The organism is Methylobacterium sp. 275MFSha3.1 (assembly GCF_900108435.1).
GTDB lineage: Bacteria > Pseudomonadota > Alphaproteobacteria > Rhizobiales > Beijerinckiaceae > Methylobacterium.
Window position 1 is genome coordinate 166,344 of the sequence record NZ_FNWP01000010.1, and the last position, 21,354, is coordinate 187,697.

The window sequence follows — 21,354 nt, forward strand, 5'->3', positions numbered from 1 at the left end:
CGCGGGCATCAGCAGCGCGAGCAGACCCGGGCGATGATGCGCTGCGCCCGGGAATGCTCCCGCTCCACGGCGGGGGAGCGGAGGTCTAGATCCGTCCGGAACGGGCGTGCCCGGGCGATCGCCGCGACGCTCGGGACGTCGGGCTGCGCGAAGCGCGGGATTGGCTGCGCCGGCGCGGCGGTCGGGGCCGCCAGGACTGTCAGCATCGTCCCGAGCGCGGTGGCTGCGGCGGCCCGTGTGCGGTGTGAGATCATGATCTCGTGCTCCTCGTGGTGGAGCGTCCGAAGTAAAAATCCGATCTTTCACCGCGATTTCGGCGGATCGGAAAACAATGACAGCAGACATGCGGCGCGAACGACGGGCGGGCGCGGGATCGTTGCCGGGACGGTCGTGACCCGGGTCCGGGCTCGTCGCCCCGACCGTCGCCCCGACAGTCGCCCCAATGGTCGCCCCGACACGCGAACGGCACCCGGTCCGCCGGACCGGGTGCCGTGATGGGCGCGGATGCGGGGGCCGTCCCCGCCGGGACGGTCCCGGGACGGTCCCACGCCGGGTGCGGCGGACGCTCAGGCGGCGCTGCGCGCGCGGCCGCCGTGGCTGGACAGGAGCCGCAGGATCTCGGCCTTCGCGTCGTAGGCGGCGAACTCGGCGGCGAGGCGTCGCGCCTCCCGGCGATGGCCGGGCGCGTCGAGCACGGTCCGCACCGCCTTCCGGATCGCCTCCGGCGTCGGGTCGTTCGCGGCGAGGTCGATCCCGGCCCCCGACCACGCGATGCGGGCGTTCACGTCGGCCTTGTCCTCGGTGAGGCCGGCGGCGACGAGGGGGATCCCGTGGCTCAGGGCCTGGTTCACGCTCCCGTAGCCGCCGTTGGTCACCATGGCGTCGACTCGGGGCAGCAGCCACTCGAAGGGCAGGTAGGGCGAGAGCCGCGCGTTGGCCGGGATCGGGCCGGGGATCGCTTCGAGCCCCCGGCCGCCGCCCGTCACCACGGTCAGGATGTCGGGCTCATCGGCGAGGGCCCGGAGGGCGGGGCCGACGAGCAGGCCGAAATCGTGGTTCGCGACCGTGCCCTGCGTGACCAGCACGACCTTGCGCGCGCCGTCGAGGTCGCCCGCCCAGGGCGGGAGCGCCGCCTGCCCCGGGACGATCGGCAGCGCCCCGATGAAGCGCACCGTCGGCGGCAGCGGGAACGGGTACTCGAAACTGGGGACGGTCAGCTGCAGGTAGGTGTCGGCGAGCCGGACCACCGCGTCGAACAGCGGCCAGGGCGGGGCGGCCCGGCCGAGTTCCGCCAGCTTGGCGGCGAGGCTCAGCCCGACCGGCCGGTCGACCGCCGCCTCGTAGGCCTCTGCGATGCGGCCGTAGGCGGCCTCCTGCTCGGGCGTCTCGGCCGGCGGGAGACCTAGGAAGGCCGGAGCCCGGTCGGGCCGCGCGCAGTGCAGGATCGACGTGCCGCACAGGACGATGGCGGGGCGCTCCGCGCGCGGCCCTAGCAGCAGCGGCAGGGCGCCGAAGAACATGTCGTCGCCGATCACCAGCGAGGCCGGGAAGGCCCGGAGCGCCGCGCGCAGGCCGCGCGCTTGGTCGGGGATGCGGTCGACGAACACGCGCTCCATGGCAACGCGCAGCCAGTCCGGTCCCGGCGCGATCTCTGCCAGTTCGGGCACGACCGCGCGGAGGTCGCGGCCGTCGAAATCCGCCGCGCCCGGCAGCGCCATGAAGCGGGCGCCGGCCGCCACGATGCGGTCGCGGAAGGCCGAGCCCGAGAGGACCATGACCTCGTGGCCGTCCGCGATCAGCATGTGGGCGATGGCGAGGAGGGGATTGAGATGGCCCGTGGCGGGCGTCGAGCAGAGGAGGACCTTCATCGCTTGTCCTTTCCGTGGGGGGCGTGGGGGCGCCGCGATCGCGGCGCGATCGCCGGGGCGTCCGGGAGCGAGGCTGGGGGCGGTCCGTTACGGCGTCGCTGCGGCGCGGGGCCGAAGCGGCTACGGCTGCAACGGTCACGCGTCGGACGCGCGGGAGACGGCGCGACAGGGTCGCAGCGGTCCGGAGGGGGCGGCGACTCCGGTCGAGGCAGCCGCGCCCTGGCCCCCTCGCCCGTGCGAGAGAGAGGACCTCGCTACGCGCGGCGAAGGGCTCGGCGAGCGCCGCCGTCCCCATCCGGTCGGGAACGGCGCTAGGCGGCGACCCGCAGCGCGTCGATGCGGCGGATGCCGCTGTGGCCGCGGAGGACCGGCATCGCGCCGGTCAGGCGCAGGCGCGGGGCGAGGCGCAGCACGGCGCCCAGTCCCTCCTCCAGCTCGACCCGCGCCAGGGCCTCGCCGATGCACCGGTGCGCGCCGCCGCCGAAGACCGGATGGAGGCGCGGGAGGTCGGCGCGCCGGATGTCGAACGTGTCGGGACGCGCGTAGACCGTCTCGTCCCGCATCGCCGACAGCGTCGAGAGTAGCATCAGGCTCCCGGCCGGCACGACGTGCCCGTCGAGGGGAATGTCCTCCCGGGCGACCCGGCCGGCGGAGCCGGCGCTCGGCTCGTAGCGGAGCGACTCCGCCACCGCGGCCGGAATCAGGTCGGGATCGCGGCTGACCGCCGCCCACTGCTCGGGATGCTGCAGCAGCAGCGCCACCTGCATGGCGCCGGCGACCCGGGTCGTGTCGGTGCCGCCGATGATCATCTGCACGAGCTGGATCACCACCTCCTGCTGCGTGAGCTCGCCGGCCGCCTCGGTCTCCGCGAGGAAGCGCGACAGGAAATCGGCGCGGGGCGCCGACCGGCGCGCGGCGAGGATCCCGGCCACGTAGTCCTGCAGCGCGACCGCCGCCGCCTCCAGATCGGGGATGTCCTCCGGTCCGAAGGTGAAGCTCAGCACCCGGGAGACCTCGTAGGCGAGGTGCGTGAACCGCGGGATGTCGTCGCGCGGCAGGCCGAGGATGTCGGCGATGACCTGGGCCGGGATCTGCGCGGTGTAGCGCGCGACGAGGTCGACCTCCCCGTCCCCCAGCCAGTCGCGGACGAGGCCCTCCGCGGCGACGCGGATCCGGGGCCGAAGGCCCTCGATCAGGCGCGCCGCGAAGGTGCGGGTGAAGGGCGAGCGGCGCCGGCGGTGGACCGCGCCGTTGGCCGTGAGCATGCCGTGCGCGAAGATGTCGAACAGCGCCCCCTCGGGGATCGCGCGCGACTCCGGATAGAGCGTCTCCGTGGCTTGGGCGCGGGGGTCGCGCATCAGCAGGTCGACGTCGCGGGCGCGGAGGACGAGGACGCCCGCGACCTCGTGGCCGACGAAGGGCAGCCGCGGCCGCCAAGCGCGGTAGACGCCGTGCGGGTCGGCCTCCAGCTCCGCCACCGTGAGCGTCGGGACGCCGGTCGGGACGCGGGTCGGGGAGCCGGTCGGGGCTTCGGGTGGGCCTGCCTGTCGCGTCAGATCTTCGGTCGCATTCATCTGTGGGTTCTCGCTGCTGTGTTGCGCGAGAACTTTCGGAAGCCCGGACTACAGGATGATTGCGGGAGCTGGGTCGAACATTACAGCCATAACATGCGGCGCGCCGGCGGCCCGGTCGCCGCCGCGGCCGCCTTGTGCGGAAGAGCACGCCGGTCGCCGCGCGGATGGTGTGTGAGATGTTCCGAAATCATGCCGTAACTTGACCCTTCGAAAAAGGCGCCGCTTCGCAGAAGGAGAAGTCCTCATGGTTGCAGGGCTGGCGAATACGGACGACGTCTTCGAGACGCTGCTCCGACGGACGATCACGGACTTCGTGATCGGCGGTATGGACCACGGGATCCCGGACGAGGACGGTCTGATCGTCCGCCTGAGACAGTACGAGCAGCGGGCGCGCCAGGAGCAGCTGAGCTCCCAGACGCTCCAGGTCATCTCGTCGGCGCGGCGCCTCCTGGGCGACCGGACGGAGGCCGGCCGGGCGTCCTGACGCGCTCCGCGCCACGGGTCGCGGGACGGCCTCTGCGGAGGGCGCCGCCCTGCCTGACGGGCGTTGGTCCCGCGGCGTCCCGCTACCGCGCGCGCGGCCGCAGGCCGACCGCCAGGAAGCGCTCGATCATCGCGTTGACCTGCTCGGCCACCTCGATCGTGTTGAAGTGGCCCGCCAGCAGCGTCTGGGCGGTGACGAGCTGCGGGCAGAGCTCCCGCAGCCGGTCGAGGTCGCGGGCCTCCGCCACGAGCGGCACGTCCGCCGAGATGTAGGCCATCGGGACCCGGCAGGCGCGCGCGGCCGGGACGGGATCGTGGGCCAGCACCATGTCGCGCAGCGCCGCGTAGGCCACGTGCTGGGGTGTCCGCTGGCAGGGGCCGAGGATGAACGTCTCGAAGATCGCCTTCCGCCGGGCCGGGTGGTCGTAGGCGCCGCCGATCGCCCAGGCCATCTCCCGCACGACGGACCGGTAATCCGGGCCGCCGACGCCCGCCAGCAGCCCCTCGATCGCGGCGCCGCCCGCCGCGTCCGCCGACGGCAGGACGATCGAGTCGATCATGACGAGGCCGGCGGCGAGGTCGGGATGGCGGCCGCACAGCTCCAGCGCCACCGCACCGCCGAAGCTGTGGCCGATCACGATCGGCTTCACGAGGCCCAGCGTCCGGCTCTGCCACGCGACGTCCTCGGCGAAGCCCGCGACCGTGTAGTCGCGCTCCGGCGCGTCGCTGGCGCCGTGGCCGCGCAGGTCGACCGCCACGACGCGGCGCGTCCGCGCGAAGTGCCGGATCTGCGGCGTGAAGATGCCGTGGTCCCCGGTCCAGCCGTTGATCAGCAGCAGCGGCTGCCCCTCGGGGGTGAGCGGCCCGGCCTCGATATGGGCGAGCCGGCCGCCGTCGTGCGTCAGGTGGAGGGGCTGCCAGGGGGGCGGATCGAAGAGCATGCGGGTTCTCCGTAGGGTCGGGAGGGCGCGCGGGGCGCCGGCCGGGCGAGACCCGCGTGGGCGGCGGCGGCCGCGAGGCTGCAGCCGAGCATCACGGCGGCCATCGACAGGGCGGACCGGCCGTCGAAGAACCGGGCGACGAGATCGCTGGCGACGGCCGCCGCGAGCATCTGCAGGAAGACCGCGACGGCGCTGGCCGCGCCCGCCGCCTCCGGGCTGCGCTCCGTCGCGCCGTGCACGGCGTTGGGCGACACGAGGCCGAAGGCCAGGGCCACGCCGACCATCGCGGCGACCACCGGCAGGCCCGCGGGCGGCCGGGCGAGCGCCGCGACGAGGAGCAGGGCCGACGCGCCGGTCGCGAGGGCGAGGCCGGCGGCGATCGCCCGCGGCGGGGAGACGCCCCGGGCCGCGAGCCGCCCGTTCAGGAAGGCGCCGACCATCACCGACAGGGAGCTCGCCCCGAAGACCAGCCCGTAGGCCAGCGGACTGAGCCCGAGGGCGTCGACGAACACCAGCGCCGAGCCGGTGATGTAGGCGAAGACCGCCCCGGCCGCCGCGGCGTTGCACAGGGCGTGGCCGAGGAAGACCCGGCTCGCCAGGATCCGCCCGTAGCCGCGCAGGATCCCCGAGGCCGGCCCGGGGCCCACGGCCCGCTGCAGGGGCTCGTCGATGTGCCGGATCGCCACCAGGGCCGCCAGGGCGGCGGCGACCGGCGCGGCGTGGATCAGGCGCCAGCCGCCGAGATCCATCAGCCCGGCACCGACGGTCGGGGCCACCATCGGCACCACGTTGATGGTGAGGACGACGAAGGACATCCGGGCGCGCGCGGCCTCGCCCTCGAACAGGTCGCGGACCATCGCGAGGACCGCCATGCCGGGGCCCGCCGCGCCGATTCCCTGGAGGGCCCTGAACAGCAGGAAGTCCGGCAGCGTCCGCGCCGCGCCGCAGCCGAGGCTGCCCACGACGAGGAGGAGGCAGCCGCAGACGATGGCCGGCTTGCGGCCCAGCCGGTCCGAGACCGGGCCGTAGACCAGCAGCGCGCCGCCGAAGCCGAGCAGGTAGACGCCCATGGCCGCGCCCATCGCGGTGGCCGGGACGTGCAGCGCGGTCGCCGTGTCCGACAGGCTCGGCAGGATCATGTCGATCCCGAAGGTCGGGAGCGCCGCCAGCAGCCCGAGGAGCGCCGAGAAGGCGGCCGAGCCGGGGCGGATGCGGGGCCGCGCCGGCGCGGGCGCGCGGATCAGGCCCAAAGCCGGTCTCCGCCCGGGGCGCCGCCGCGGTCCGCGGAGGCCCGGCGCGCCGCCACCATCGCGTCGATCTCGCGGACGAGGCCGCCCGCGTCGAGATCCGCCCGCACGGCCGCCCCGAGAACTGCGGCGGCCCTACGGAAGCCCGGCTCCGCCAGGAGCCGGCTCGCCGCCGCGGCGATCTCGGCCTCGCCCGCGTCGGCGGGCAGGCGCAGGCCGGCGCCGCGCAGGGCGACGCGGGCGGCGTTGTCGGCCTGGTCGCGGGCCAGGGGGATCACCAGCAGCGGCACGCCGTGCAGCAGGGCGCGGCTGACCGTGCCGTGACCGCCCTGGCACACCACCAGGTCGGCCTGCGCCATGAGGGCGTCGTGGGAGGCGGCCGCCACGACCCGGACGGCGGCGGGGGCGGCCAGGTCCGCGGGCCCGACATTCGGGCCGGTCGTCACGATGGTCTCGGCCTCGACCGCGCCGACGGCGCGCGCGACGCGCCGCAGCAGGTCGGTCTGGTTCTGGGCGCCGGTGCTGCCGGCGACGAGGATCCGCCGCCGTCCCGTACCGGACCACGCGTGCCCCGTCCCGCGGGACCAGCCCGGCTCGTCGAGCAGCGGGCCGATGTAGCGGTAATTGGCGGGCAGCGCCTGCGTGTCGAAGTCGAAGGCCCGGCTGACGGCCAGCAGGACGCGGTCGGCTTGATCGAAATGGGCGAAGGCGCTGGCGACCGGCGGCAGCCCGAAGGCGCGCCGCGCGGCGTTGAGCGCCGGCCGGCCCCGCTCCATCGCCGACACGATGGCGGCCGTCGCCGCGTCCACCGCGTCCCGCTCCGCCTCGGTCCGCGGCGGCGTCAGGCCGCTCGCGGCGGGCGGAATGCCGGGGAGCGGGCGGATGCTGATATGCGGCGACAGGACCGCGTGCGGCAGGTCGGCCGCCTCGGCCGCCAGGGCGCAGCCGGGCAGGAGGTCGAGGCTCAAGACGGCATCGGTCGGGAGGCGGCGGATCTCGTCGAGCGTGTCGGCCGCGTAGGCGCCGGCCGGGGAGAACATCGTCTGCCGCAGCCAGTCCGCGAGATCCGAGAAATCGGCCGGGTCGGCGTCGAGGCCGGTCGGGGCGCGGCGCCAGCCGACGAACGGGAAGCCCGCCGCCGCGACCTCCCCGCACATCGCCGGGTCGGCCATGACGCGCGGGCGGTGCCCCGCCCGGCGCAGCTGCCGGGCCGCCGTGAGCACGGGGCTGAGATTGCCGGTGGTGCCCCACGAGATGCAGAGGACGTTGAGCGACATGATCTGGATGTCCCGAGATGATCGCGCGCGGAGTCGCGTGGAGGCCGCGACTTGGCTGACCTCCCTGGAGCGGTCTGAAAGACGACGTGGAGCTCTCGACGCCAGGAGCGTCAGGTTCGGTGCCGATTTCTGCTGCTGATATCGCGCAAGAAATCGACGTAGTCCGGGTGGATACTGTGAATGCACCCGCCGAATGCGAAGCTGACCACCAGCGCGTCGAGCAGCCATCGTCCGTGGCGGGCGAGCGCCGGTCGCGGCGCGGCGATCGGGGACGAAGCCGGGCCGCCGCGCTCCCGCGCCGGGCGTCCCGACGGCCCGGGAAGACCAGCAGCGGGCTTCCGACAGTCGGGCTCGGACTTGCAGAGATTTCGGTGAAGGTGCGGACCGATATCCGGGATCGCGGCGTCAGTCATGATCACCTCTCTATTGTGAGAGCACGATCCTGGTTTCCACGGGTTACATCCCGGTGTCTCAACAAGATGATCTCGGTTACAGCCGTAACGGTGGCGTTTTCGTTTGTCCGATACGGTACGTGCCGGGACGAATGCTCGCGCTGTGCTGTCACGCACAATATGAAGCGCGCAATCTTTTAGGGGGCGTGGTATCAACTCAGCCGTGTAAGGCCCGATGACCGGACGCGCCCAGATTGGCCGCCGGGGCGGGCCGGCGACGGACGCGAAGGACATCCGCGTGGCGCTATCAGCCCGACCGGACGCTCCTCCCGCTCCCCGAACCGGCGCGTCGAGATCGTGCCGTCGCGGCGGGCCGCCGCGAACCGGAGGTGGCCATGATCGAATCCAGTCTGGACCGGGGTCAGAGTCGGAGCGCGCGCGCCGGCACGACCCGCATCCTCCTCGTCGAGGACGACGCGGGCATGCAGCGCATCGTCTCGGACCACTTCGCCGACCACGACGTCGCCGTGACGGCGGCGACCGACCGGGCGGAGGCGGAGAAGCGACTCGCGGAGGCCGAATTCGACCTCGTCGTGCTGGACCTGCGGCTGGGCTCGGAGAACGGGCTCGACCTGCTGCGCGACCTGCGGGCCCGGAGCGACCTGCCGGTGATCATCACCACCGGCCATCGCCGGGACGAGATCGACCGGGTGATCGGCCTCGAGCTCGGCGCCGACGATTACCTCGTGAAGCCATACGGGCTGCGCGAGCTGCTCGCGCGGGTCAGGGTCATCCTGCGCCGGGCCGAGGTGGCGCCCGCCCCGGCGCGGGTCCAGGAGTCCCACCGCAGCCGCTTCGAAGGCTGGGTGCTCGACCGGCGTCGCCGGCGCCTCACCAATCCCGAAGGCGCGGATGTCGCGCTCAGCAAGGGCGAGTACGCCCTGCTGGTGGCCTTCCTCGACGCGCCCCAGCGCCCGCTCAGCCGCGAGCAGCTCCTGCAGGCCACGCGCGTCCACGAGGACGTGTTCGATCGCAGCATCGACGTCCAGATCCTGCGGCTGCGCCGCAAGCTGGAGGTGGATCCGAGCGCGCCGCGCCTGATCGTCACCGAGCGCGGCGTCGGCTACGTCCTCGCCGCGACCGTCGAGAAGCTGTAGCCGTGACCCGGATCCGGGCCGGCCGATGGCGCGTCGCGGTCGCGGCGCTCCTCGGCAGCGCCGCGGCGCTCCTCGCCGCGGCCGCCCACGAGAGGCCAGCCGGCCACGACAGGCCGGCCGACACCGCGCTCTCCGCCGAGGCGGCGGACGCGCTGGGGGTGATCGCCCCGGTGCCGGACACCCTGGAGGCGGACCCGGCCCGGGCCGCGATCGGCCGCCTGCTCTTCACCGACACGCGGCTGTCGCGCGGGGGCGACCGGGCCTGCATCACCTGCCACGACATCCGCACCAGCGGCGCGAGCGCGGTGCCCCGGAACCTGACCGCCGACGGCACGCCGGTTCCGCGCAACACGCCGACGGCCTTCAACGCGGCGCTCAGCTTCCGGCTGGGCTGGGCCGGCGACATCCCGAGCCTGCGCGAGCAGGCCGAGCTCGCCCTGACACGGCCCGAGTTCCTGGGCGGTTCCTGGCCCCGGATCCTCGACACGGTGCGCGGCGACCCGGTGCTCGCCCCGATGTTCCAGGCCGCCTACGGGCGCGCGGCCGACCGGGAGACGGTGATCGACGCGATCAACAGCTTCGAGCGCACGCTCCTCACACCCGACAGCCGCTTCGACCGCTGGCTGCGCGGCGACGCCCACGCCATCACCGGCGCGGAGCAGGCGGGCTACGACCTGTTCCGCCGGATCGGCTGCGCGTCCTGCCACCAGGGCGTCAATGTCGGCGGCAACCTGTTCGAGAAGGTCGGCATCTTCGTCACGATCCCCAACAAGGTGGCCGAGGTGCTGCGGGTGCCCAGCCTGCGCAACGTCGCCGTCACGGCGCCCTACTTCGACGACGGCGGGATCGCCACGCTCCCCGAGGCGGTGCGGCTCATGGCGCGGGCGCAGCTCGGCCGGGAACTCACCCCCGCGCAGATCGACGGGATCGTCGCCTTCCTCGGGACCCTGACCGGCACCTACGAGGGCCGGCCCCTGACCGCGCCGCCAGCGCCCGGCGCAGCCTCTCAGGACGGCAAGCCGCAGCTATGAGACTGACCCTGCAGGCCGTCACGCTCGGCGCGCTGCTCGCGGCGCTGCTGACGTGGCTGCTGATCAACGGCAACGGCGGGATGGAGGCCGCCTACCTGGCGACCCAGCGGACGGTCGATGCCCTGGCTCTGGCCGAGTCGCGCATGCAGCACGACGTTCTGCGGGCCCGGACCGGCCTGCTGCGCAACTACGACCCGATCGTCGCGCACCTGCGCGAGATGCAGAAGGCCGGGGCCGACCTGCAGGCGAGCAATGCCGGGGATCCCGACGTCCAGGCGCTGGCCGAAGCGGTGGATCGGGAGGCCGCGATGGTCGAACGGTTCAAGACCGGCAACGCCCTGGTGCAGAACTCGATCGCCTATTTCGACTCGCTCAGCGACCGGCTGTCCGAGTCCGACATCGCTCCCGGCCTCGCGCGCGCGGTGGCCGCGCTCCAGATCCGCATCTCGGAACTCGTGCGCGACTCGACGCCCGCGCGCCTCGCCGACATCCGCACCCGTCTCGAGACGTTGCACGAAGCCGACGGGGCGGCCGCCCGGGCCGGCGACGTCGACGCCATCGTCCTGCACGGGCGCCAGCTCCTGGAACTGCTGCCGCACGTCGACGCGGTCACGCGCTCGCTGCCGGCCTCGTCGAGCGAGGCGGCCCGCGAGGCGCTCCTGGAATCCCGGCGAAGCCTCCGCGACCGGCGCCAGGCCCGGGCGGACGGATTCCGCCTCGCGCTCTACGCCGTCGCCCTCGCGCTGCTCGCCCTCGTGGTCCGCGTGGGGGTGCTGATGCGTGCCGGGACCCGGATCCTGCGCCGGACCGTGGATTTCCAGACCGTCGTGGCGCAGGCGGCCAACCGCTTCCTGGCGATCCAGCCCGACGAGACCGACACGCGCATCGTGGACGTCCTCGCCATGGTGGGCGAAGGGCTCGACACGGATCACGGCTACGTTCTCATGCTCGACGGCACCGGCGCGGTGCATCTCTGGAACCGGCCCGGCCTCGCGCCGCCGAGCGGCTGGCCGGCGGCGCAGCAGACCCTCGTTCACGACGTCGCGGCCGCCGCCAGCGACCTCATCTTCGTCGAGGTGGCGGACGAGACCGGGCCGCCGGCCCTGCGCCGCTCCTTGGCCGAGCGCGGCGTCGTCTCGTGGGCCTGCGCGCGGCTGCGCCGGGGCGATCGGATCGTCGGCCTGCTCTGCTTCGAGCGCACCACCTCCGGCCTGCCGCCCTGGCTGCGGCACTCGCGCGGCCTGCTGCAGGTTGTCGCCGACAGCTTCGCGGCCGCCCTGGAGCGACAGCACGTCTGGGCCGAGCGCCGGGAGATCGAGGCGGCGCTGCGCCGCGCCCAGCGGCTCGAGGCCATCGGGACCTTCGCCAGCGGGGTCGCCCACAACATCAACAACGTCCTCAACGTCATGCTGGGCCACGCCGAGATCGCCGGGGACGCCCTGCCGGCCCATCCGGGGCGGGCGGCCGAGCATATCGGGCTGCTGGTCCAGGCCGGCGGCCGCGCGCGCGAGATCGCCGGCCAGATCCTCGATTTCGGCCGCCCCGCGCGCTCCGCGCAGTGCACCAGCGCGGCGGACGCGGTGGTCCACGAGACCGTGGCGCAGATCCGGGCCTCCACGGCCGGACCGGCCACGATCGCGCTCTCGGGCACCGCGGCGGGCGCCCGCGTCGGCGGCGAGCCGGCACAGCTGCAGCAGGTCGTCCACAACCTGATCCGCAACGCCGTCCAGGCTTCCGCGCCGGGCGCGGCCGTCGACGTGCGGCTCGACCACGTCGCCCTGCCGCGGTCGAGCGCCCTGACCCACGGCACCCTGCGGCCCGGCGCCTACGTCCGGATCCGCGTGTCCGACACCGGCCGCGGCATGGACGAGGCCACGCTCGCGCGGATCTTCGAGCCGTTCTTCACCACCCGCCCGGCCGGGACCGGCCTCGGGCTCGCCACCGCCTTCGAGTTCGTTCAGGAGCACGACGGCGCCTTCGACGTGCGCAGCGCGCCGGGCAGCGGCAGCACCTTCGCGGTGTGGCTGCCCGTGATCCCGCAGGCCGCGGACGGCGCGGCGGCCGGCGGGACTGTGATGCTGGTCGGGCGCACGCGCCGGTCGGTCCAGGACGACGAGGAGACGCTGGCGGCGCTGGGCTACGAGCCGGTCGGCTACGCGGATCCCGAGGCGGCCCTGGCCGTCCTGCGGCGGGAGCCGGGACGGTTCGATCTGCTGATCGTCGACAACCGTCTCGCCGATCTCTCGGGCCTCGCCTTCGCGCACCGCGCCGCGCGGATCTCCGGGCGGCCGATCGTGCTCTCGCTGTCGTCGACCGACGCGGTGCAGCCGGAACTCCTCGCGGCGGTTCCCGTCGCCGACATCGTCCGGCGGCCGTGGCGCTCGAACGCCCTGGCGCTGACGCTGCGGCGCCATCTCGCCTCCGCCGACCCGGCGCGTCGCCCGGCCGCCGTCTCCTGAGGGCACCGGCGGCATCAGGATCCTGCGATCCGGCCACGCGGGCGCTATCCCGGCTTTGACAAGCTCGGCGTCACGTGGGACCGGTCTGGCATGCCGGGCGGCCAGATGCGCGATGCCGCCCCGACGATCGAACGGGCCGGGTCGAGTCTCGCCGAGACCCCATCGCGCGAGGAACCCCGATGCCCGTCGAAGCCGCGTCAGGACGCCATGCACGGGAGATCTGACGCCCCGATCTGCGACGCGGCCTTCCTCGCCGACGGCGGCGCGATGGCCGTGCTCCTGCGCGCGCACGACTGGGACAGCACGCCCCTCGGCGCGCTGTTCGCCTGGCCCGAGTCCCTGACGACCCTCGTTGGGGTCATGTTCGGCGCGAACCGGCCGACATTCATCCTCTGGGGCCCGGAGCGGCGGCTCCTGTACAACGATCTCTACGCGGAGATCCTCGGCGACCGGCATCCCGCGGCGCTCGGCCGGGACTGTCTCGCGGTCTGGGGCGCGGCCGGGGCCGGTCTCGCGCCCCTCGTGGACAGGGCCTATGCCGGCCGGCCGGTCCACACGGCGGAGGGTGAGCCCCTCCTCCACGGCGACGGGGGTGCCGACGCGGCGCGCTTCGCGCTCTCCCTGGTGCCGGTGCGGGACACGGCGGGGCGCGTCACCGGCCTCGTCGGGACCTGCACGGCGATCGCCGGCCAGGCGGCCGCCGCCCGCCATCCGCGCGAGACGGAGGCGTCGCGCCGGGACAACGAGGAGCGGCAATCCTTCCTGCTCGATCTCAGCGACACGCTCCGTCCGCTGACCGCGTCGGCGGAGATCGTCGCGGTGGCCTCGCGGCGCCTCGGCGAGCGCGTCGGCGCGAGCCGCGTCTTCTACGCCGAGATCGCCGGCAGCCTGATGAAGGTCGAGCGGGAATACGTCCGGGGCGTCGGCTCGATCGTCGGGGAGCATTCCCTGGCGGCGTTCGGCCCCGACCTGCTGGCCGCCTACCGCGACGGGACGGTGGTCGCGGTCGAGGACGTGGCCGCCGATCCCCGCTTCAGCGAGGCGGCGCGCGCCGGCCTCGGATCCCGCGAGGTCGCGGCCTTCGTCGACGTCGTGCTGTTCCGCGGCGCGGAGTGGGTGAGCCTGCTCGCGGTGCAGAGCGCGGTGCCGCGCGCTTGGACCACCGCCGAGGGGAACCTGATCCGCGACGTCGGCGAGCGCGTGAAGGCGGCGATCGAGCGCGCCCGCGCGGAGGCGGCCCTGCGCAAGAGCGAGGAGCACCTGGCGGCGATCTTCGCCGGCGCCTCGGTCGGCCTGTCCGAGGTGGATGCCGCGGGGCGCTTCCTGCGGGTCAACACCGAGCTGTGCCGGATCCTCGGGCGCCCGGCCGAGGCGCTGCTGCGGCTCGGCGTCGCCGACGTGACCGATCCCGCGGACCGGGCGCCGAGCGCGGCTGCGCTGGCGCGGGCCCTTGAGACGGACCGCGATGTCACCCTCGACAAGCGCTATCTCCGCCCGGACGGCAGCGCGATCTGGGCCAGCAGCAGCATCCGGCGCCTCGACGACGCGGACGGCAGGCTCAAGAGCCTGCTGATCGTCACGGCCGATCTCAGCCGGCGCAAGGAGGCCGAGACGCGGCTGGCCGAGAGCGAGCGCCGCCTCCAGCACCTGAACGAGACCCTGGAGCTGCAGGTCTCCGAGCGCACCGCGGAGCGCAATCTCTTCGCCACGATCGTCGAGAGAACCGACATCATGGTGATGGCGGCCGATCTCGACTACAACATCCTGGCGATCAACAAGGCGAATGCGGACGAGTTCGCGCGCATCTACGGCGTGAGGCCGAAGGTGGGCGACAACATGCTCGACCTGCTGGCCGACCAGCCCGAGCATCAGGCGCAGGTGCGGGCGGGGTGGGGGCGCGGGCTCGCCGGCGAGGAGATCACCCTGGTCGAGGCGTTCGGCGACGCGGAGCGGGCGCGCCCCTCCTACGAGATCAGCTTCCGCACCCTGCGCGACGCGCGGGGCGAGCGCACGGGCTGCTACCAGTTCGTCATGGACGTCACCGAGCGGCTGCGCGGCCAGGCCGAGCTGGCCCAGGCGCAGGAGGCGCTGCGCCAGTCGCAGAAGCTGGAGGCGGTGGGCCAGCTCACCGGCGGCGTCGCGCACGACTTCAACAACCTGCTGACCATCATCCGCTCGTCCGTCGACTTCCTGCGCCGGCCCGATTTGCCGGAGGTCCGCAAGCGCCGCTATCTCGACGCGGTCTCAGAGACCGTGGAGCGGGCCGCGAAGCTCACCGGCCAGCTGCTGGCCTTCGCCCGCCGGCAGGCCCTCAAGCCCGAGGTGTTCGAGGTCGGCCAGAGGGTGCGGGCGATCGCCGACATGCTCGACACCCTGACGGGCGCGCGGGTGCAGGTCGTGACCGAGGTGCCGGAGGCGACCTGTCTGATCCGGGCGGATGTGAGCCAGTTCGAGACCGCGCTCGTCAACATGGCGGTCAACGCCCGCGACGCCATGGACGGGGAAGGCACGCTGACCCTGCGCGTGACCTGCGGCGCGGCCCTGCCGGCCATCCGCGGCCATGCCGGGTCCCGGAAGCCCTTCGCGGCCGTGTCGCTGATCGACACCGGCACGGGCATCCCGCCCGAGCGGATCGGGCGGATCTTCGAGCCGTTCTTCACCACCAAGGAGGTGGGCAAGGGCACCGGACTCGGCCTGTCCCAGGTGTTCGGCTTCGCCAAGCAGTCGGGCGGCGACGTCGACGTGCGCAGCACCCTCGGTGCGGGCACCGCGTTCACCCTCTACTTGCCGCAGGTGGCGTCCGAGGAGCGGCCGGCCGGTGACCGCCTGCAAGATGCCGACCTCGCGCCGCTCGGGAGCGGGCAGCGTGTCCTAGTCGTGGAGGACAATGTCGGCGTCGGGCAGTTCGCGACGCAGATCCTGGAGGATCTGGGCTACCGGCCGACCTGGGCGGCCAACGCCGAGGAGGCGCTGGAGGAGCTCGGCCGGGCGGAGAACCGCTTCGACCTGGTCTTCTCGGACGTGGTGATGCCGGGCATGGGCGGCGTCGCGCTCGCGCAGGAGCTCCGGCGGCGCGCGCCGCAGGTACCCGTGGTGCTGACATCGGGTTACAGCCACGTTCTCGCGCAGTCGGACGCCCACGACTTCACGCTGCTCCACAAGCCGTACTCGGCCGAGCAGCTCGGCCGCATCCTGCATCGGGCCCTGGATCCGCGCCGGAAGGCCGGCGCGCGCGCCGATCCGTCCTGAACCCGGGCTCCCGCGTCGGGATCCCGGATCTCCGGCCTGGGGCCTGCGCGGTTCGCCGCCGCCCTCAGCCAGCTCTCAGCTCGCCCTCAGCTCGCCTTGGCCCACGCCACCGCGTCGGCGCCGGCCGGCAGACGCATGGGGCACGACGGGTCCGTCACCGCGCGCCACACCGCCTCCGCCACGTCCGAGGACCGGGTCAGGTCCCCGTCCGCCTGCTGGATGCCGGCGAAGACCTTCGCGGCCACCGCCGCGTAGGCTTCGGGGATGTCCATGCCCATGCGGGTGCGCGCGTTGGCGCCGAACGCGGTCTCCGGGGCCCGTCCGGGAATGACCAGTCGGGCGCGGATGCCGAACGGTTCGAGTTCCAGCGCCAGGGACTCGGTGAAGGCGTTCACCGCCGCCTTGCTCGCCGTGTAGACGGACAGCAGGTGCAGCGGGCGCTGCGTCACGCTCGACGTCACGTTGACGACGACGCCCGCGCGGCGCGCCCGGAACTGCGGCACCACGGCCCGGGTCATCGCGATGGTGCCGAGGGTGTTGGTCTCGAACACCTCCCGCGCGGCGTCCATCGAGACGCCCTCCAGCGCGTTCAGGAGCCCGACGCCGGCGTTGTTGACCAGCGCGTCGACCGGTCCGGCCGCCGCGACCGCGCGGTCGATGCTGTCGTGGTCGGTCACGTCGAGCGGCAGGATGCTCAGACGATCGGAGGGCGCCAGCAGGTCGCTCCGCGGCCCGCGCATCGTGGCGACCACGCGCCAGCCCCGTTCGAGGAAGGTGCGGGCCGTCTCCAGGCCGAAGCCGGACGAGCAGCCGGTGATCAGGATCGTGTTCATGGGAACTCCCGTGCAGAAGCGGCAACGGGGTGATAGGGAGCGCGGGCCGGACCTGATACGTGCGCAAGTCCGTTTCGCATTGGCGAGCGTCCGAGAATGCCCGATCCGCTCACCCAGGTGGTCGGCCTCCTCCGGCCGAGCGCCCCGCTGTCCAAGCTCGTCACCGGCTCCGGTCACTGGGCGGTGCGGCGCACGGATTCCGGGCTTCCGTTCTACGCCGCCGTGCTCGAGGGCGGGTGCCGCCTCGCGATCGACGGCGAGGCCGGGATCGTGCTCGGAGAGGGCGACTTCGTCCTCATCCCCGCGGCCCACGCGTTCACCACCACCAGCCTCGAGCCGCCGCCCCCGCGGCGCGCAGCGCAGCGTCCCATCGCTTTGAGCCCCGGCGTGTTCCGGCTCGGCGACGCCGAGGGGCCGCCGAATGTCCGGATGCTCGTGGGCCACTGCGTCTTCGCGTCGAGCGACGCGGATCTGCTCGTCTCGCTGCTGCCCCGGTATGTCCATGTGCGCGGCGCCGCCCGGCTGACCACTCTGCTCGGCCTCGTGAACGAGGAGACCCGCGCCGACCGGCCGGGCCGCGACGTGGTCCTGGCGCGCCTGCTGGAGGTCGTGCTGATCGAGGCGCTGCGCGCCACCGCCGGGCCGGCGGCGCCCTCGGGACTGCTGCGCGGGCTCGCCGACGACCGGCTCGCCGCCGCCCTGCGGCGGATGCACGACCGTCCGACGGCGAGCTGGACGGTGGCCGCGCTCGCGCGCGAGGCGGGCCTCTCCCGGTCCACGTTCTTCGAGCGGTTCCGCCGCGCGGTCGGGGTCGCCCCGATGGAGTACCTGCTGGCGTGGCGGATGGCGCTGGCGAAGGATCTGCTGCGCCGCGAGGCGGTCGGGATGGCCGAGGTAGCCGCTCGGGTGGGCTACAGCTCGGCGAGCACCTTCAGCGTCGCCTTCGCCCGGCACGTCGGCCGGCCGCCGATCCGGTACACCCGCGAGCGGCCGGCGCCGTGATCCGGGCCGGCTGGCCGTGCCCCGGACGAGCCCAGGCCGTGCCCCCGACACGGCGAGGCGGCTTCCTTCCGGTCCGGCACCGGCATCGACGCGGCCAGCCGGCCCTTCGCCCCGAGGCCGGGTTCGGGTACGAGACCGAAATCGCGCTCGACCCCGTCACCCGCCGCGGCGCGACCGACGCGCCACGGCCCCTCGCGCAGGAGAACGTCCTGATCACCGATCCGCAGGCCCTCCGCGCGCAGGCCGGTGCCCGTGCGAGCCGCCGCCAGGACCGCGCCGCTCGATGGTCGCCGGCATTCCGCGCGATCGCCGGCCGCGTCCGAGCCGACATCGGCGCTCCCCCGCGGGGCACCCTCGGCACGGTGGCGCGCTCCTGATGGTCGCATCGTCCTGGGTGCCCGCCGCCGCGCCCGGCGGTCCGGCGGCATCGCGGCGCGTCGGCTCCATCGACGCCCTGCGCGGGCTGGTGATGCTGCTGATGCTCGTCGACCACGTGCGGGAGTTCTTCTACCTTCACGCGCAGGTCCGCGACCCGATGGACCTCGCCGCGACGCCGCCCGACCTGGTCCTGACGCGGGCGGCCTCGCACCTCTGCGCGCCGGTCTTCGTCCTGCTCACCGGCCTCTCGGCGTACCTCTACGGGCAGAGGCACGGCGCGCGGGCGACCGCCGCCTTCCTGCTCAAGCGCGGTCTGCTGCTGATCCTGCTGGAAGTGACGCTCGTCAACGTCGCCTGGGCCGGCAGCGTCCGGCCGCCGATCCTGTACCTGCAGGTGATCTGGGTGATCGGTCTCTGCATGGTGGCGCTGGCCGGCCTGCTCTGGCTGCCGCGGGCCGCCCTCGTGGCCGGGGCCCTGGCGCTCATGCTCGGTCACAACCTGCTGGACGGGGTCGCGATCCGGGCGGACGAGCCCGGCTACGTGCTCTGGTCGATCCTGCACCAGCGCGGGATGATCGCGCTGCCCTGGGGCGGGCTGGCGCGGACCTCGTACCCGCTCCTGCCCTGGATCGGCGTGATCGCGGCCGGCTACGCCCTGGGGCCGCTCTTCGCCGGCGGTGTCGACGCCGCGCGCCGACGCGCGGGGCTCCTCGGGCTGGGGGCGGCCGCCCTGGTCGGCTTCCTCGTCCTGCGCGGGCTCAACGGCTATGGCGAGCCGGTGCCGTGGCAGGCGGGGGCCACGCCGCTCGCCACGGTGCTGTCCTTCGTCAACCTGACCAAGTACCCGCCCTCGGCCGACTTCCTGCTGCTGACCCTCGGCCTCGGTCTCGGCCTGCTGGCGCTGTTCGAGGTGATGCCGCAGCGGCTCCTCGGCGGCCTGCGCGTCTTCGGCGGCGCGCCGCTGTTCTTCTACCTGCTCCACCTCTCGCTGCTGCGCGTCCTCTACGACGGCGCGGTGGCGCTGGGCCTCGCCGGGGCGACGGGACGGGTGGAGGCCGGCTCGCCCCTCGCGCTCTGGCTCGTCGCGGCCGCCGTGAGCGTTCCCCTCTGGCTGGCGTGCCGCGCCATGGTGCGCCTGAAGCGGGCCTCGACATCGCCGGTCCTGAGCTACCTCTGACGGCGGCCCCCCGGCCGCCGACATCCGCCGCGGCCCCGTGTGGGAGCGGCCACGACCGGGCCGCCCCCGCGGTCCCGCGTCACGACAGGTCCGCCCCGTCGCGGTCGTGCTGATGGCGCAGCTCGGGGGTCCCCTTCACCGGCCCGACGGTGACCTCCGCGTCGCTCCGGCTCTCCGCGCGCGCCGTGTCGATGAAGACGCGCGCCTCGCCTTCGCGCACGCCGAGACTGCGCAGCGCGTAGAAGGACATGCCGAGGGCCAGCTCCCGCTCGCCCATCAGCACGAGGCCGACGCCGTCCTCCTCGAGATGCCGACGTTCCGCCTCGCTGTGCGTGCGGACCACGGTGTCGATCCCCGGGTTGGCGGCGCGCGCGGCCTCGACGAGGCGACGGGCCTGATGCGCGTCGGGCGTGGCGACGACGAGCAGGCGCGCGGTGCCGATACCGGCCGCCTCGAGGATGCCGGGCGCGGTCGCGTCGCCGAACACGGCCTGCGTGCCGGCCGCGCGCAGGGCCAGCACGCGGCGGCGGTCGCGCTCCACCACCACGTAGGGCAGGTCCCAGGTCTCCAGCGTCGCGCCGATGCTGCTGCCGACGCGCCCGAAGCCGATGATCACGACGTGGTCCCGTCGCGGCGGCTCCCCGCCCGAGACGGCGACGTCGGCCGCGCCCTTGCGCGCGAAGCGGGCGGCGAGGTCCGGCCGGTCGGCGAAGACCTGCTCGATCCGCGCTGCCAGGGCGAAGAAGAGCGGGTTCAGCGTGATCGACAGCAGGGCTCCGCCCAGGATCAGGTTGCGCCCTTCCTCGGGCAGCAGCTTCAGCGACAGGCCGAGCGATACCAGGATGAAGGAGAACTCGCCGATCTGGGCGAGGCTCGCGGCGATCGTCAGGGCCGTGCCGAGCGGGTGCCGGAAGGCCAGCACGATGGCGACGGCCGCGAGGGACTTGCCGACCATGATGACGCCGAGCACCGCCAGGACCGAGAGCGGCGCGCGCAGGAGGATCCCCGGATCGAACAGCATCCCGACCGACACGAAGAACAGGACCGCGAAGGCGTCCTGCAGCGGCAGCGAATCGGCGGCCGCCTGATGGCTGAGATCGGACTCGGCGAGCACCATCCCGGCGAAGAAGGCCCCGAGGGCGAAGGAGACCCCGAACAGCTCCGCCGAGCCGAAGGCGATGCCCAGGGCCAGGGCCAGGACCGCGAGGGTGAACAGCTCCCGCGAGCCGGTGCGCGCCGCCTGGTCGAGCAGCCAGGGCACGAAGCGGCGTCCGCCCACCAGCATCAGCCCCGCGAAGACCGCGACCTTGGCGAGCGTCAGAACGACGGTGAGCGCGAGGCTCTGCGCGTACTCCGGTCCGACGATCTGGGCGACGAGGTCCGTGAGGGCGTGGGCCGTGCCGTGCCCGAGGCCCCGGGCCTCGCCCCCGAGCGAGGGCGCGAGGGCGGGCAGGACCACGAGGGTCAGCACCATCGCCAGATCCTCGACGATGAGCCAGCCCACCGCGATGCGGCCGTTGTCCGTGTCGAGGAGGCCGCGCTCCTCCAGCGCGCGGAGCAGGACCACCGTGCTCGCGACGGAGAGGGCGAGGCCGAAGACCAGGCCCTGCCCGAGGGTCCAGCCCCAGGCGAAGGCGAGGCCGATCCCCATGGCGGTCGCCGCAGTGATCTGCACCACCGCGCCGGGCAGGGCGATGGCGCGCACGGCCATCAGGTCCTTGAACGAGAAGTGCAGCCCGACCCCGAACATCAGCAGGATGACGCCGATCTCGGCGAGCTGGCCCGTGAGGTTGCTGTCGCCCACGAAGCCCGGCGTGTAGGGGCCGACGAGGACGCCCGCGACCAGGTACCCGACCAGCGGCGGCAGCCTGAGGCGCTGCGCAACCATCCCGCAGATGAAGGCGAGGGTCAGCCCGAGGGCGATGATGGCGATCAGTTCGGTCGCGTGCGGCACAGGGTCTTCACCTCCGGGGGGCGATGCGGATCGGGCGGAGCGAGCCTTTCCGAATGGCGGTCGCGATTCAACGCTCTTCCGACCGAACGCCTGTGCGAACCGCCGTCGGCGATCGCCGCGTGCCCCTCGGGCGCCGCGAAACCGCCTCCCGCCGAGCCGCGATGGTCTTCCGGAGTGCTGTCCCGCGCCAGGGCAGCGGGCGCCGCCCGCGTCCGCGCGTCCCGATCGCCCATCGTGCAGGAATCCGGCGCGCGGTCGAGGGCCGAGGCGGGTCGGGGCGGGACGAACGGCCGGGACCTGGAACCCGCGGCCTCGCCGCTGCCGGAACCGGG

16 protein-coding genes are annotated in these 21,354 nt (G+C 74.0%); 7 read left to right on the plus strand and 9 right to left on the minus strand.

Features of this window, described 5'->3' with window-relative positions; all coding sequences use genetic code 11:
• Positions 1-8: 8 nt before the first annotated feature.
• The 3 genes from BLW78_RS14160 to BLW78_RS14170 form a co-directional block, all read right to left on the minus strand.
• The gene (locus BLW78_RS14160; RefSeq protein ID WP_042669809.1) at positions 9-254 is read right to left on the minus strand and encodes a hypothetical protein; all 246 of its coding nucleotides are present in this window, start codon (positions 252-254) and stop codon (positions 9-11) included.
• A 312-nt stretch (positions 255-566) separates the two neighbouring features.
• Positions 567-1,868, minus strand: coding sequence for a glycosyltransferase (locus BLW78_RS14165; protein WP_091680340.1), 1,302 nt, complete (start codon positions 1,866-1,868; stop codon positions 567-569).
• A gap of 311 nt (positions 1,869-2,179) precedes the next feature.
• Positions 2,180-3,442, minus strand: a complete 1,263-nt coding sequence (locus BLW78_RS14170; protein ID WP_091680341.1) for a cytochrome P450 — start codon at positions 3,440-3,442, stop codon at positions 2,180-2,182.
• 244 nt (positions 3,443-3,686) lie between these two features.
• Between BLW78_RS14170 and BLW78_RS14175 the strand changes: the two genes are divergently transcribed.
• On the plus strand, positions 3,687-3,926 hold the full coding sequence (locus BLW78_RS14175; protein ID WP_056532465.1) for a hypothetical protein: 240 nt from the start codon (positions 3,687-3,689) through the stop codon (positions 3,924-3,926).
• 82 nt (positions 3,927-4,008) lie between these two features.
• Here the strand turns inward: BLW78_RS14175 and BLW78_RS14180 are convergent, their stop codons facing one another.
• The 4 genes from BLW78_RS14180 to BLW78_RS30930 all read right to left on the minus strand — a co-directional run bounded on the left by BLW78_RS14180 (position 4,009) and on the right by BLW78_RS30930 (position 7,803).
• Positions 4,009-4,866: an alpha/beta fold hydrolase gene (locus BLW78_RS14180; RefSeq protein WP_091680343.1), complete on the minus strand. Its 858-nt coding sequence runs from the start codon at positions 4,864-4,866 to the stop codon at positions 4,009-4,011.
• On the minus strand, positions 4,827-6,116 hold the full coding sequence (locus BLW78_RS14185) for a Bcr/CflA family efflux MFS transporter (RefSeq protein ID WP_091680344.1): 1,290 nt from the start codon (positions 6,114-6,116) through the stop codon (positions 4,827-4,829). Before BLW78_RS14185 ends, BLW78_RS14180 begins: the two co-directional genes overlap by 40 nt.
• Positions 6,107-7,390, minus strand: coding sequence for a glycosyltransferase (locus BLW78_RS14190; RefSeq protein ID WP_091680346.1), 1,284 nt, complete (start codon positions 7,388-7,390; stop codon positions 6,107-6,109). Before BLW78_RS14190 ends, BLW78_RS14185 begins: the two co-directional genes overlap by 10 nt.
• Positions 7,391-7,500: 110 nt before the next feature.
• Positions 7,501-7,803, minus strand: a complete 303-nt coding sequence (locus BLW78_RS30930) for a hypothetical protein (protein WP_139307693.1) — start codon at positions 7,801-7,803, stop codon at positions 7,501-7,503.
• Positions 7,804-8,177: 374 nt separating this feature from the next.
• On the opposite strand from BLW78_RS30930, the gene BLW78_RS14195 reads away from it, so the two are divergent.
• The 4 genes from BLW78_RS14195 to BLW78_RS14210 all read left to right on the plus strand — a co-directional run bounded on the left by BLW78_RS14195 (position 8,178) and on the right by BLW78_RS14210 (position 15,678).
• Entirely contained in the window at positions 8,178-8,939 is a 762-nt protein-coding gene (locus tag BLW78_RS14195) for a response regulator (RefSeq protein ID WP_091680348.1), read from the plus strand.
• Between the two features lie 2 nt (positions 8,940-8,941).
• On the plus strand, positions 8,942-9,970 hold the full coding sequence (locus tag BLW78_RS14200) for a cytochrome-c peroxidase (protein ID WP_091680349.1): 1,029 nt from the start codon (positions 8,942-8,944) through the stop codon (positions 9,968-9,970).
• The gene (locus tag BLW78_RS14205; RefSeq protein ID WP_091680351.1) at positions 9,967-12,429 is read left to right on the plus strand and encodes a two-component system VirA-like sensor kinase; all 2,463 of its coding nucleotides are present in this window, start codon (positions 9,967-9,969) and stop codon (positions 12,427-12,429) included. The genes BLW78_RS14200 and BLW78_RS14205 overlap by 4 nt, the downstream gene beginning before the upstream one ends.
• A 207-nt stretch (positions 12,430-12,636) precedes the next feature.
• Entirely contained in the window at positions 12,637-15,678 is a 3,042-nt protein-coding gene (locus tag BLW78_RS14210; RefSeq protein ID WP_244526942.1) for a PAS domain-containing protein, read from the plus strand.
• An 86-nt stretch (positions 15,679-15,764) separates the two neighbouring features.
• Here the strand turns inward: BLW78_RS14210 and BLW78_RS14215 are convergent, their stop codons facing one another.
• Entirely contained in the window at positions 15,765-16,511 is a 747-nt protein-coding gene (locus tag BLW78_RS14215) for an SDR family oxidoreductase (RefSeq protein WP_091680355.1), read from the minus strand.
• A gap of 96 nt (positions 16,512-16,607) precedes the next feature.
• Here BLW78_RS14215 and BLW78_RS14220 point away from each other — a divergent pair, with 96 nt between their 5' ends.
• Complete coding sequence (locus BLW78_RS14220) at positions 16,608-17,513, plus strand: AraC family transcriptional regulator (protein ID WP_091680356.1); 906 nt, start codon at positions 16,608-16,610, stop codon at positions 17,511-17,513.
• A 376-nt stretch (positions 17,514-17,889) separates the two neighbouring features.
• Complete coding sequence (locus BLW78_RS14230; protein ID WP_091680359.1) at positions 17,890-19,068, plus strand: acetyltransferase domain-containing protein; 1,179 nt, start codon at positions 17,890-17,892, stop codon at positions 19,066-19,068.
• A gap of 79 nt (positions 19,069-19,147) precedes the next feature.
• Here BLW78_RS14230 and ybaL read toward each other — a convergent pair whose 3' ends face one another.
• The gene (gene ybaL, locus BLW78_RS14235) at positions 19,148-21,022 is read right to left on the minus strand and encodes a cation:proton antiporter domain-containing protein (RefSeq protein WP_091680361.1); all 1,875 of its coding nucleotides are present in this window, start codon (positions 21,020-21,022) and stop codon (positions 19,148-19,150) included.
• Positions 21,023-21,354: the final 332 nt, after the last annotated feature.

What these genes read in the sequence shown, in the direction of transcription:
- BLW78_RS14190 (WP_091680346.1), bottom strand. Translation starts at nt 7,390, where the DNA reads ATGTCGCTCAACGTCCTCTGCATCTCGTGGGGCACCACCGGCAATCTC.
- BLW78_RS14160 (WP_042669809.1), bottom strand. Translation starts at nt 254, where the DNA reads ATGATCTCACACCGCACACGGGCCGCCGCAGCCACCGCGCTCGGGACG.
- BLW78_RS30930 (WP_139307693.1), bottom strand. Translation starts at nt 7,803, where the DNA reads ATGACTGACGCCGCGATCCCGGATATCGGTCCGCACCTTCACCGAAAT.
- BLW78_RS14165 (WP_091680340.1), bottom strand. Translation starts at nt 1,868, where the DNA reads ATGAAGGTCCTCCTCTGCTCGACGCCCGCCACGGGCCATCTCAATCCC.
- BLW78_RS14220 (WP_091680356.1), top strand. Translation starts at nt 16,608, where the DNA reads ATGCCCGATCCGCTCACCCAGGTGGTCGGCCTCCTCCGGCCGAGCGCC.
- BLW78_RS14210 (WP_244526942.1), top strand. Translation starts at nt 12,637, where the DNA reads ATGCACGGGAGATCTGACGCCCCGATCTGCGACGCGGCCTTCCTCGCC.
- BLW78_RS14170 (WP_091680341.1), bottom strand. Translation starts at nt 3,442, where the DNA reads ATGAATGCGACCGAAGATCTGACGCGACAGGCAGGCCCACCCGAAGCC.
- BLW78_RS14195 (WP_091680348.1), top strand. Translation starts at nt 8,178, where the DNA reads ATGATCGAATCCAGTCTGGACCGGGGTCAGAGTCGGAGCGCGCGCGCC.
- BLW78_RS14230 (WP_091680359.1), top strand. Translation starts at nt 17,890, where the DNA reads ATGGTCGCATCGTCCTGGGTGCCCGCCGCCGCGCCCGGCGGTCCGGCG.
- BLW78_RS14205 (WP_091680351.1), top strand. Translation starts at nt 9,967, where the DNA reads ATGAGACTGACCCTGCAGGCCGTCACGCTCGGCGCGCTGCTCGCGGCG.
- BLW78_RS14180 (WP_091680343.1), bottom strand. Translation starts at nt 4,866, where the DNA reads ATGCTCTTCGATCCGCCCCCCTGGCAGCCCCTCCACCTGACGCACGAC.
- BLW78_RS14175 (WP_056532465.1), top strand. Translation starts at nt 3,687, where the DNA reads ATGGTTGCAGGGCTGGCGAATACGGACGACGTCTTCGAGACGCTGCTC.
- BLW78_RS14215 (WP_091680355.1), bottom strand. Translation starts at nt 16,511, where the DNA reads ATGAACACGATCCTGATCACCGGCTGCTCGTCCGGCTTCGGCCTGGAG.